General features: G+C 60.6%; 9 protein-coding genes and 1 tRNA gene. 3 read left to right on the forward strand and 7 right to left on the reverse strand.

The genetic code is table 11. The features are described 5' to 3' along the window. Nucleotides 1-47: 47 nt before the first annotated feature. Nucleotides 48-1,901, reverse strand: coding sequence for an ABC transporter ATP-binding protein (locus tag FIV35_RS07085; protein ID WP_034138767.1), 1,854 nt, complete (start codon nucleotides 1,899-1,901; stop codon nucleotides 48-50). 126 nt (nucleotides 1,902-2,027) lie between these two features. Here FIV35_RS07085 and FIV35_RS07090 point away from each other — a divergent pair, with 126 nt between their 5' ends. Continuing rightward, a complete protein-coding gene (locus FIV35_RS07090) occupies nucleotides 2,028-2,840 on the forward strand; it encodes a DUF1206 domain-containing protein (RefSeq protein ID WP_034138768.1) in 813 nt (270 codons plus the stop codon). 114 nt (nucleotides 2,841-2,954) lie between these two features. Here the strand turns inward: FIV35_RS07090 and FIV35_RS07095 are convergent. Then, a tRNA-Asn gene (locus FIV35_RS07095) sits at nucleotides 2,955-3,030 on the reverse strand. Between the two features lie 60 nt (nucleotides 3,031-3,090). Next, nucleotides 3,091-3,987, reverse strand: coding sequence for a LysR family transcriptional regulator (locus FIV35_RS07100; RefSeq protein ID WP_034138769.1), 897 nt, complete (start codon nucleotides 3,985-3,987; stop codon nucleotides 3,091-3,093). Between the two features lie 101 nt (nucleotides 3,988-4,088). On the opposite strand from FIV35_RS07100, the gene lldD reads away from it, so the two are divergent. Further along, entirely contained in the window at nucleotides 4,089-5,231 is a 1,143-nt protein-coding gene (gene lldD, locus FIV35_RS07105) for an FMN-dependent L-lactate dehydrogenase LldD (RefSeq protein ID WP_034099282.1), read from the forward strand. 272 nt (nucleotides 5,232-5,503) lie between these two features. Continuing rightward, on the forward strand, nucleotides 5,504-6,430 hold the full coding sequence (locus tag FIV35_RS07110; protein ID WP_034138770.1) for a GGDEF domain-containing protein: 927 nt from the start codon (nucleotides 5,504-5,506) through the stop codon (nucleotides 6,428-6,430). A gap of 21 nt (nucleotides 6,431-6,451) precedes the next feature. On the opposite strand, the gene FIV35_RS07115 is transcribed toward FIV35_RS07110, so the two are convergent. The 4 genes from FIV35_RS07115 to FIV35_RS07130 all read right to left on the reverse strand — a co-directional run bounded on the left by FIV35_RS07115 (nucleotide 6,452) and on the right by FIV35_RS07130 (nucleotide 12,292). Next, nucleotides 6,452-7,231, reverse strand: coding sequence for an iron-containing redox enzyme family protein (locus FIV35_RS07115; protein WP_373873652.1), 780 nt, complete (start codon nucleotides 7,229-7,231; stop codon nucleotides 6,452-6,454). Nucleotides 7,232-7,310: 79 nt separating this feature from the next. After that, a complete protein-coding gene (locus FIV35_RS07120) occupies nucleotides 7,311-9,773 on the reverse strand; it encodes an EAL domain-containing protein (RefSeq protein ID WP_083377790.1) in 2,463 nt (820 codons plus the stop codon). Nucleotides 9,774-9,843: 70 nt separating this feature from the next. Next, nucleotides 9,844-11,664: an ABC transporter ATP-binding protein gene (locus tag FIV35_RS07125; RefSeq protein WP_034138773.1), complete on the reverse strand. Its 1,821-nt coding sequence runs from the start codon at nucleotides 11,662-11,664 to the stop codon at nucleotides 9,844-9,846. Beyond that, the gene (locus FIV35_RS07130; protein WP_034099292.1) at nucleotides 11,657-12,292 is read right to left on the reverse strand and encodes a DsbA family protein; all 636 of its coding nucleotides are present in this window, start codon (nucleotides 12,290-12,292) and stop codon (nucleotides 11,657-11,659) included. The genes FIV35_RS07125 and FIV35_RS07130 overlap by 8 nt, the downstream gene beginning before the upstream one ends. Nucleotides 12,293-12,294 lie beyond the last annotated feature (2 nt).

The raw sequence follows: 12,294 nt of genomic DNA on the forward strand, positions 1-12,294 counted from the left end.
CCGACAAACGGCTGTTTGGCCCCTCGGACTGAGGTATCAGAACAGGCCTATTCCGCAGTCTCGGCCACACCCTGATCCTCCCCCAGAAACCCGCCGCTCTGGTGATGCCATAACCGCGCATAGGTGCCGTTCCTCTCTAGCAACTCGGCGTGGCTACCTTGCTCGATGATGCGACCGTTATCCATGACGATCAGTCGATCCATGGCGGCAATCGTGGACAGTCGGTGAGCGATGGCAATGACGGTCTTGCCCTTCATCATTTCATCCAGGCTTTCCTGGATGGCGACTTCGACTTCCGAATCCAGCGCGCTGGTAGCCTCGTCAAGCAGCAGGATCGGAGCGTTCTTGAGCATCACGCGGGCGATGGCGACCCGTTGGCGCTGGCCGCCGGATAACTTGATGCCCCGCTCACCCACCAACGTGTCGTAACCGCAGTGGCCTTGTTTATCGCTCAGTTGGCTGATGAAGCCATCAGCCTGGGCACTCGCGGCGGCACTGCGGATTTGCTCATCGGTTGCATCGGGGCGCCCGTAGGCGATGTTGTCGCGAATCGAGCGGTGCAGCAGGGATGTGTCCTGGGTAACCATGCCGATGGCGCTGCGCAGGCTGTCCTGGGTAACGTGGGCGATGTTCTGCCCATCGATGCAGATCTGCCCTTTGTCCACGTCATAGAAGCGCAACAACAGATTGATAAGCGTCGATTTACCGGCACCGGAGCGCCCCACCAGGCCGATTTTTTCGCCTGGGCGGATGCTCAAGCTCAGGCCATCGAGAACCTGGCGTTCGCCGTTGTAATTGAAGCTCACGTTGTCGAACGTCACGGCGCCGCCGTGGGTGAGCAGCGTGGCGGCATCCGGCGCGTCCTGCACCTTGGGCCCGCGGGTCAAGGTTTGCATACCGTCCTGCACGGTGCCGATGTTCTCGAACAGCGAGGTCATCTGCCACATGATCCAATGCGACATACCGTTGACGCGCAACGCCATGGCGGTGATGGCCGCCACCGCGCCGGTGCCCACTGCCCCTTGGTGCCACAGCCACAAGGCATAACCGCCCGCGCCCATGATCAACGCAACCACCAGTGCCTGATTGACGATCTCGAACTGGCTGACCAGGCGCATCTGGCGAAAACCGGTCTGCTTGAAGTCCTCCATCGCCGCGCGCGCGAAATGCGCTTCACGCTTGGAATGGGAGAACAGCTTGACCGTGGTGATATTGGTGTAGGCGTCCGAAATACGCCCGGTCATGGAGGAGCGCGCATTCGCCTGCTCCTGCCCGACTTTGCCCAGGCGCGGCACGAAGTACCCCATGGCCAGGCCGAACAACGCCAACCAGGCAATGAAAGGCAGCATCAGCTTCGGGTCGAAGCCGCCGGCCAGTGTGATAAGCGCGATGAAGTACACACCGATTCCGGGGGCCATCTCGATTAGGGTGAACAGCACCTCGCGCACCGACAGCGCCGTCTGCATGACCTTGGTGGTGACACGGCCGGAGAACTCGTCGGAGAAGAACGACAGGCTTTGTCGCAGCATCAGCCGATGGAAATCCCAACGCAGCCGCAACGGCAGGTTGATCGCCAATACCTGGTGCTGCACCAGCGTGCGCAGCGCTACCAGCCCAATGCTGGTCACCAGCACGATACCGATCCCCCACAGCACCCGGCTTTCCTGCCCGCCTGCATCGCCGCCGGCTTGCCAGGTCGACAGCAGGTCCACCACCTGTCCGAGAAAAGCAAACAACCAGGCTTCGTAGATCGACACCCCGGCACTGAGCAGCGCGAGCGCAACGATATAACCCCGGGCACCACGGGTGCAGGCCCACAAAAATCGCGCCAGGCCCTCGGGGGGTGGAGGCGCCTCGTCGGGCGGGAAAGGGTCGAGGCGTTGTTCGAATGCACGAAGCATAGGGTTCTCCAGAACGATCTAGTGCGGGGATTCTGGCATTTAAAGCTTGGCTTGAGGGCGTATCGGGATAGAACCCTGCTCTGCAAGCAGGGTCTGCTCTTGAATCAGATCTCAGGAATACGTCGAATGTCAGCGCAAAACAGTCTTGTCATGCTCGCTCGAGGAGGCTACGCCGCTCGGGGAGTGCTGTATCTGATCATTGGTATCTTCGCGCTGCTGGCAGCACAGGACTCGACAAAACCGAAGGATAGCCACAAAAGTCTGGAGGCATTGCTCAGCCAACCATTCGGCTATTTTTTAATTGGGGTTGTGGTGGCGGGCCTGCTCTCATTTGCGTCTTGGCGCATGCTGCAGGCTACCCGTGATGTCGATCATCATGGCAAAGAACTCAAGGGTTTGGTGATTCGAACCGGCCTGTTTGCCGGGGGCGTCGTTAATGGCGCGCTGGCGTTTTTTGCATTGGGTCTGCTTATCAGCGGCATTAAAAGCTCGGGTAATTCCGGGGGGCAGGCCAAAGACTGGCTGTCCCATCTATTGTCCTCGGAACATTCGAACATGCTGGTTTACCTGATCGCCCTCATTCCGCTTGGGGTCGGTATTGCTCACATCATCAAGGGATGGAAGGCATCGTTCGAAAAATACTTTGAGGCCGATGAAGATGTCATGCGCTACGTGCGCCCCGTATCGCGATTCGGATTGATCGCCCGTGGCGTGGTGTTTTTAGAGATTGCAGTGTTATTGGCCATCAGCGGTTCCACTTATCAAGCCATGGACCCACCCGGCATGAAGGAGGCGCTGGACGCCCTCCAGAACCTACCCGCTGGGTGGTTGCTTTTGATGGTAATGGCCTTGGGGCTGATCGCTTTCTCGGCTTACAGTTTTTCTGAAGCCTTCTGGCGCAAGATCAATATGGATGTGCCGGGGGTGGCGAGAACGTAGGAGGCCACAGCCATCTATAGCGGGTTTAAAGACGCGCTTATGCTGTGCGCTTTGATCACTCCGGAAAAATCCAAGGCAAAAAAAAGCCTGCATCGCTGCAGGCTTTTCCCTATCTGGCTCCACGACCTGGACTCGAACCAGGGACCCAATGATTAACAGTCATTTGCTCTACCAACTGAGCTATCGCGGAATGCGCCGTATGTTACTGATTGAAAAGGAGAAGTCAAGCATTGACTGGCAAACGTGAGGATTAATTCCCCGGCCCGCCCGTCAGCGGCTGTTCTGCAGCCAGGTCCAGCCAGGCGCGGGCGGCCGGTGGCAAGTGGGCGTTGGCGCGCCAGGCCAGGGCGATGTGCCAGTCGGTGTGGGGCTCGTCCAACGCGACCAAGGCAATGCCGGCGTGTCGATGCTTGTGCGCCAACATGCGCGGCAGGAAGGCGACGCCCAGGCCAGCCGCGACGAGGTCGACAATAAAATCGATCTGCCCGCTGCGTGCCGTCACGCGGGGGGTTACGCCTTTGCGCTCGCAGGCCGCGAGGATCTTGGCGTTCAGGGCGAAACCGGCTTCGAACAGGATGAAGGGCGAGTCTGCCAGGTCGGTAAAGTCGATACACTCACGCCCTGTCAGGGGATGGTTCATGGGCAGCACGGCGATCAGCGGCTCATTGCGCACCGGTTGATAGTCGAAGCCCTCGTCAATCGGTAACAACAGTGCCGCCAGGTCGACCTCTCCTTCTTCCAGGCATTCGCGCAGGCGCTTGCTGCCGTATTCGGTCAGCTCAATGTCAATGTCCGGGTAGCGGCTGCGGTAGGTGGCGAACATGGTCGCAAACAGCACGCCGCAGCCTACCGGTGGCAAGCCGATGCGCAACATACCGCGCTTGAGACCGCGCAGGTCGTTGATTTCGCCGAGCAGGTCGCTGTGTTCGGCCAACAACACCTGGGCGCGACGGTAGGCAATTTCGCCGGCGGCAGTCAGTTGGTTGCGATGCCCAAGGCGGTTGAGCAGCGGCATGCCCAGTTCCTCTTCGAGGGTTTTGACCGCCTTGCTCACGGTGGACTGTGTCAGAGACACCACCTCGGCTGCCTGAGAAAAACCGCCTTGGCGCACCACCTCGACAAAGGCGCGCAGTGTTCGCAGATTCATCGGTATTCCTTTGGCGACTGGAAGCCAGTGATAAAAGTTGTTTTTATCATGCCAGAAGTTCGCTTATGGTGGAGCCACCTTGCCCTGTGGATTGACCGTTGATGATCATTTCGTCCGCCTCCGACTACCGCGCCGCCGCCCAACGCAAACTGCCGCGTTTTCTGTTCGACTATATCGACGGCGGTGCCTACGCCGAGCACACGCTGCGGGCCAACAGCGCGGACCTGGCCGACATCAGCCTGCGCCAACGCATCCTGCGCAATGTGGATAACCTCAGCCTCAACACCACCGTGCTCGGCCAGAAGCTGGCGATGCCGGTGATTCTCAGCCCGGTAGGGTTGACCGGCATGTACGCGCGCCGTGGCGAAGTACAGGCAGCCAAGGCCGCCGCCAACAAGGGCATTGCGTTCTGCCTGTCGACGGTGTCGGTGTGCTCCATTGAGGAAGTGGCATCGCAAAGTCCGCAGGCCATCTGGTTCCAACTTTATGTGCTCAAGGACCGCGGTTTCATGCGCAACGCGCTGGAACGCGCGCAGGCAGCCGGGGTGACGACGTTGGTGTTCACCGTGGATATGCCCACGCCGGGGGCGCGCTATCGCGATGCTCACTCGGGCATGTCCGGGCCGTACGCCGCCTCGCGGCGCATGCTGCAGGCTGTGACCAAGCCACAATGGGCCTTCGACGTGGGCCTGATGGGTCGCCCCCATGACCTGGGCAATATTTCCAAATACCTGGGCAAACCCACCCATCTGGAAGACTACATTGGTTGGCTGGCCAACAATTTTGACCCGTCGATCAGTTGGAGCGACCTGGAGTGGATCCGCGAATTCTGGAAAGGTCCGATGATCATCAAAGGCATCCTTGACCCCCAGGACGCCAAGGACGCCGTGAGCTTCGGCGCCGATGGCATCGTGGTGTCCAACCACGGCGGCCGCCAATTGGATGGCGTGCTGTCCACCGCCAAAGCGTTGCCAGCGATTGCCGAGGCCGTGGGCGATGACCTGACGGTGCTGGTGGACTCCGGCATCCGCTCCGGCCTCGACGTGGTGCGCATGCTCGCCCTGGGCGCCAAAGCGTGCCTGCTGGGGCGCGCGCCCTCCTACGCGTTGGCCGCCGACGGCCAGCACGGGGTCGAAAACCTGCTGGATATTTTCGCCAAGGAAATGCGCGTAGCCATGACCCTGACCGGTGTGACCTCAATCGAGCAGATTAACGCCGACACCTTGGTACAAGCAGCCAAATAACCGGCGCGGGCCCTCCACACCTGGGGCTGGCCTGCTACAGCGACCATTGATTCGTAAGGTTTTTTATTAAATTAAACGAAGTGGCATGAATCTCGCTCTAACCTGTTCCAAGCAGGTCCAGCGATGACAAGACGTGCGGCGGTGCCCAGGGGTTAAAACCCACTGTAAAGCGGTTTAGACTGTTTCCATGTTTTACGAAACTGACGGAACAGTAAGACCCCGGCACTCGCCACACGCATCGGGCCTGTAAGACTCTTAGAGGCCAAACGGTTATGAAAACACCTACCCAGACCAACGCAATTGATTTCGACACAGCCAAATTGCAACGTCTGGGCTTTGGCCAGCCGTTCCCGCCACCCCGCCGCCCCACCACCGTCGCTCAACTGCGCCAGCAACTGGGCCTGCAATTGCAGACCAGTCTGGAACCGGAGCGCATCCTCAGTGTGTTCTTCCGTGAGATCCAGCGCCTGGTGCCCCTGGATGCCCTGCATTATCGTCACGACGCCGCAGACCTGCGCCTGGAGTTCGGCCAGCGCGGCCATCACTCGGTGAGCTACAGCCTGAGCCACGAGGGCGAGCATCTGGGAGAACTGATCTTTCGCCGTAACCAACGCCTGAGCGAAGAAGAACTCGGCCAGCTCGAATCGCTGCTGGCCACCCTGCTTTATCCCATGCGCAATGCCCTGCTCTATCGCGCGGCCACTCGCAACGCCCTGCGTGACCCGCTGACCCAGACCGGCAACCGCATCGCCATGGATCAGACGCTGCAACGGGAAATCGACATGGCTCGCCGGCACCTGAACCCACTGTCCCTGCTGATGCTGGACATCGATCACTTCAAGCACATCAACGACACCTACGGCCACGCCGCCGGCGATAACGTATTGCGCGAGGTGGCGGCTGTCATCAAGGCGCAGCTGCGTAACGTGGACATGGTGTTCCGGTTCGGCGGGGAAGAGTTTCTGGTCCTGCTGTCCAACACCAGCCGGGAGGCAGCGGCGGTGGTCGGGGAACGCCTGCGCAAAGCGACCCTGGCCCAGGACTATTGGGCCGACGGTAAACGGATTGAATTGACGGTAAGCCTGGGCTGCTCGACATTGCTGGCCGCCGAGTCGGCCGAGAGCCTACTGCGCCGGGCCGATAACGCGTTGTACGTGGCCAAGCGCGAAGGCCGCAATCGCTTGGCAATGGCGGGGTAAGCACCCCGCCACCGCGTTACATCAGGCTTCGCTGGCGACACGCTCCTGGCGCTCGCGCACAGGGGCGCTGGCGAGGCTGACAGGCTTGTCTTTCTCAAGACGCATGCAGCTTTCCAGGAACAGGTACATGTAGTCGTAGCTCTTGCACACGGCTTGGCGCAGTTCCACCTGCAAGGCCTTGCTCGGGTTCATCCCGGCCAGGGTGCAGATGATTTCCAGGGCTTCCCACGGGTGCGCGTCATCGTACTGGGCGTGCATCTTCAGCCACTTCATCGCCCGTTTACGCTCCTCCTCAGGAAAGGCCGCGGCGTAGACACCCGTGGAGCAGACCACGGCCGACCATTCCCCGGTCGCCCCTTCGATTGCGTAGTTGGTGGCGGCAATTGCCACGATCAACGAATCGGCCGAGCTGGTATGCCAGCACCAATGGCTCAGTGCATGCAACTCCGGCGGCACATGCTGGGCCTGCAACTCTTCCAGGCTCACCCCATGGGCGTGCGCCCAATTGACCCAATAGTCGGCATGGTTGAGTTCCACGCGAATATTGCGCATTAGCCAGCGCCGCGCCATATCCTCCCCAGGATGGCGGGCAAACTTAGTCTTGGTGAGGTTTTGTGCCATGTACAGGGCAAACTGTTCTACCACGGGCCAGCCACCGATCAAGTAGTGACGCATGGTCCGCGCGCTGAGCGTGTTGTCGCGCATGCGCTGGTACAGTTCGTGTTCGACAACCCGGCGCTTGCTCTCGCTACAGTCCTGGATCAGTTGCTGTGCCCAGGCAGGGTAACTTGAGGCTTCCATCAGCGGGCCGGTTCTGTTGAATGTGTCGATCACTATAAGGCTCCTTTTTAAGTGTGATGTTTACAGACCGGCAAATGTTTCAGCGGAATGTGCCGGGCGCCTTGAATAACAGGGGCTGCGGCCGCACAGGTCGACATTGCAAGCTATCAAAGGTAAACAACTGCGGTCGTTCGATCAGGTAGCCCTGAGCGTAATCCACCCCTATTTCGAGCAGTGCCTGTTCGATTTGGGGTGTTTCGACAAACTCGGCAATTGTGCGCTTACCCATGACGTGGCCGATGTGGTTGATCACTTCGACCATGGCGCGGTTAATCGGGTCGTCCAGCATATCCTTTACGAAACTTCCATCGATCTTCAGGAAGTCTACAGGTAAATGTTTCAGATACGCGAATGAGGACATTCCGGCACAAAAATCATCAAGTGAGAAATGGCAACCTAAGGCTTTGAGTTCATTAATAAAACGAATTGCACTAGCCAAATTGGCAATCGCACTAGTCTCAGTAATTTCAAAACAAATCATTTCTGGCGGGATGCGATAAGAGGCGAACTTATCTCGTAAAAATCCTAAAAAATCGTCATCGCCGATGGTAATACCTGACAGATTAATCGCACACATGGCCATGGGCCGGCCCGGACGCTCGTGCAGGCAGCGGGCGATGATCGCGAACACATTCTCCACCACCCAGCGATCCAGAGAAGTGATCAGGCCATAGCGCTCGGCCGCCGGAATAAAACTCTCGGGCAGGATGATGCGACCGGCTTCGTCATGCAGGCGCAGCAGAATCTCGATATGCCCGCTGCCGCCCTCGGTGTGGTTCAAGGCAGCGATTTCTTGGGAATACAGGCAGAAGCGGTTCTCTTCCAGGGCCATGTGCAGGCGCTGCACCCAGGCCATTTCGCCGAAGCGCACGGACAACTCGGAGTCGTCGGCGTGATACACCTGCACGCGGTTGCGCCCCTTCTCTTTGGCCATGTAGCACGCCATGTCGGCAGCGCGTAGCGACGCTTCCAGGGTGGTCGGGGTATGGGAGATATGCACCAGACCGATGCTCACGGTGGTCACGAATGGCCGGCCTTTCCATACAAAATGCAGGCTTTGCACAGTGTGGCGCAGGCTCTCGGCGATCTTTTCCGCGGCCGCCGGCGGGCAGTTCTCCAGCAAGATGCCGAATTCATCGCCACCCAGGCGCGCCAGGGTGTCGCCCTCGCGCAGGTCCGATTGCAACAGCGCACAGATATGCCGCAACAGTTCATCGCCCGCCGCATGCCCGCAGGTGTCGTTGACCAGTTTGAACTGGTCCAGGTCGAGGAACATCAACGCGTGGCGCCCAACCTGCTGATGCGCCAACGGGTACAACACCTGCTCCAGACGGAATTCGAATTCACGCCGGTTGGCCAGGCCAGTTAGGGCGTCATGGGTCGCCTGCCACGACAGATTGGCGATGTACTGCCGTTCCTGCGTCATGTCGTGCAGCACCAGCACTGCACCACTGACCCTATCGCCACTGCGAATCGGCGCACCTACCAAGGTGACCGACACCGTGCTGCCGTCCAGGCGCTGGATGGTCTTGGCATGCTCACTGCCGCCCCTGAGCTGGCCTTTGACGATGTGCTCGATCAGGGTGAAGCCGTCAGGCTGGGCATTGTCGTCCAGCAAGTTGAACAGCGCCGCCAGGGGCAAGCCCTGGGCCTGGCTCGACTTCCAATGGGTGAGTGCCTCGGCCGCCGGGTTCATGTAGGTAATGGCACCGTCGACGTTGGTGGTGATCACCCCGTCGCCAATCGACGCCAGAGTGATCTGCGCCCGCTCCTTTTCCACCTGCAGCGCTGTGGCGAACGCATGGCGCTGGCTCAATAACTTGTGGGTGCGCAACAACGCCAGCACGATCAACCCCAGGGCGGTGGTCAGGTTGGTGATCAACAGCAGGCGCAGGATCACCCGCGAACCTTCGCCCAAGGCATCGCTGAAGGCTTTGGCGGCGGGGGTAACGCCGTCGTTGATGGCGGTGATACGGACCTTCCATTGGCGCACATCGTTGGCGTTGACCTGGTCGGCGCTGATCGCGGCGTGCATCTCCTGGGCCAGGTTATCCAGCTGCACCAGGTAGCTATCGCCCACCGCCCACAACTCGATGGCCTTTTCCAGATAGCTGAAATGCCGGAAGTTCAGGTACAGCCAGATCACGCTCGACACATCGTCCGGGTGGTTGCCGCCCTTGAGTATTCCCAGGCGCGCGGCGTCGAGGTCAGGGGTTGGGCGGTCCAGGGCAACGCGCAGTTCGTGCCCGCCCTGAGGCACGGCGATGGCGTGCTGGTATTTGAGGTAGGTGACTTCGTCGCGGTTGTCGGCGTACAGCGTGAGGTAATAGATGGCGTCTTTCTGGCCCTTGGACCATAGACTCTCGCCGCCCACGTAACCACGCACAGCCGACAGCACATACAGGCTGCCACAGCCCAGCAATGCCTGAAACAGCACGACTGCGATAAAGGGCCACACAATGCCCAGCAGCCGAGGCGTTCCGAAAGTCCGCTTTCGCTTCATGAAGTCCCTTGCATATGCACTGCTCAATACGCACGCTAAAACCCGCTTCCCTGCCACAGCCTAAGCTAAATCAACGTACTTGTTGCAAGTGTCCATAAAGCTTGGCGTAAAGGCCGCCATCGGCGATCAACTGCTGGTGGTCGCCATCTTCGGCAATGTGCCCGCCATCAAACACTAATACCCGGTCCGCCTGTTTTACCGCCGACAGACGGTGGGCGATGATCAGTGTAGTACGGCCACTGAGAAACCGCGCCAGCGCCTGATGCAAGTTATATTCGGTGGCGGCGTCCAGAGCCGAGGTGGCTTCATCGAGGATCACCACTTTGGGCTCGGCCAGCACCATCCGCGCAATCGCCAAGCGCTGGCGCTGCCCGCCGGAGAAACGCACCCCGGAACGCCCCACCACACTGTCCAACCCCTGAGGCAGGGCCCTGACGGTGGCGTCCAGCTGGGCGATTTCCAGCGCCTGCCAGCAAGCCTGGTCACTGCGTTCGCGGCCCATGGTCAGGTTGGCGCGCACCGTGTCGTTGAACAGCGCCGGGTGCTGCAACACCACCGCGACGTGCTCGCGGATGGTCTCCAAGCCAATCGCCTGCTGGGTCGCGCCGCCAAAACGGATGGTGCCGGCCTGGGGCGTATAAAGCCCCAGCAGCAGTTGCACCAACGTACTTTTGCCGCCGCCGCTGGCGCCGACGATGGCGACTTTCTCACCCGGCGCGATGCTCAGGTTCAACTGATCGAGCACCAACTCTTCGCCGTAACCGAAATCCAGCCCGCGCACTTCGATGCCGACGGTGTCGTGCCCGCTGAACGGGTCTTCGCCGCCGACATACTGCGGTTCATCGGCACGCGCCAAGAGTTCATTGATGCGCGTCAGCGCACCGCCCGCTGCGTAATAGGCGTATTGCAGGTTCAGCAATTGCTCCACCGGGCCGATCATGAACCACAGGTAGCTGAACACCGCGAGCATCTGGCCGATGGACAGGTCGGAAAACAGCACGGTAAGCATCGCCGCGGCGCGGAAGATGTCGATGCCGAACTGGAACAGCAACCCGCTGGCGCGGCTGGAGGCGTCGGTTTTCCATTGCGAGTGGATGGCGTAGTCGCGCACTTCCTGGGCGCGCTGGCCGAGCCGCCCTAGAAAGAAGCCCTGGCGGTTGCCGGCGCGTACCTCCTGGATGGCATCGAGGGTTTCGGTCAGGGCCTGGGTGAAACGCGAAGTGCTGTCGTTTTCGAGTTTCTTCAGGTGTTTGACGCGCTTGCCCAATTGCACCGTGGCGTAGATCACCAGCGGGTTGAACAGCAGGATCAGCAGCGCCAGTTGCCAGTGCATCCACACCAGGATTGCCGAGGTGCCGACCAGGGTCAGCATCGCCACCAGGAAACGGCTCAGGGTTTCGCCAACGAATTTGTCCAGCGTGTCCAGGTCGGTAACCAGGTGCGTGGTCACCGTGCCGCTGCCCAGGCTTTCGTATTCGCCCAGGGAGATGCGTTTGAGCCGTTCGATCAGGCGCACGCGAATGCGGTACACGATGTCCTTGGCCAACCGTGCGAACAGCCGCGCCTGCACTACGTTGAACAGCAGCGCGCCGCAGCGCAGCAGCAAGGTCACCAGCAGCATCAGGCCGATGTAGCCCGCGGCTTTCTGCCAACCCAGGGGCAGCGCGTGGTTCATCACCTTGAGCGCAGCATCGCCACGGCCCAGCAGGACTTCGTCCACCAGTAACGGCAACAGCAAAGGGATGGGCACGCTGCACAGGGTCGCCAGCACGGCGACGCCATTGGCGATCCACAGGGATTTCTTGTGACGCAGGGCCAGGCGGCGAATTTCCGCCCAGGTCAGTCGGTCGGTGCGCTTGGGCTGCTCGGGCGTGGCGGGCTGGTCATGCACAGGCGCCTCGCTTCAGCCATCGGGCCAGCAAGGGCGACAACTCGGACAGCGGCTGATAACCATTGGTCAGCAGCGCCAACTGGCCGTCGCGCTCGGCCAGCAGCGTCGGGAAACCGGCGATGCCCAAATCCTGCACCCAAGTGAAATCGGCGGCCGTGGCGGCGTGTTGCTCGGCGCGATCGAACTCGCCGGCAAACTCGATACGCGGGATGCCGGCCTGTTCGGCCAGCTCCACCAACACCTTGGCCAGGGTCACGTCGCGGCCTTCGACATAGAACGCCTGCTGGATCAGCCCCAACAGCTTCCATGCGCAATCCGGCGCCAGGCTGCGCGCGGTGACGATGGCGCGGCACGCAGGCTCCGTGTCATAGACAAAGCCATCGGGCAGCGCCCCTTCGCGCTTGAACGGCTGGCCGGTGGCGTCGGTGACGGCTTGCCAGTGTTCGAGAATATAGCGCCGCGTGGTCGGTTCCAGCGCCGCGCCGCTGCCGGTGCGCAAGCCGCCCACCACCAGATGTACGTCGACGCCGGCCACTTGGGCCTGCTCTACCAGGGCCTGCGCCACCGGGGCAAAGCCCCAGCACCAGGAACACATCGGGTCCATTACGTAGAGCAGGCGCGCGGACATGG

This window comes from Pseudomonas rhodesiae (assembly GCF_007858255.1).
In the GTDB taxonomy this organism is placed as follows: Bacteria; Pseudomonadota; Gammaproteobacteria; order Pseudomonadales; family Pseudomonadaceae; genus Aquipseudomonas; species Aquipseudomonas rhodesiae.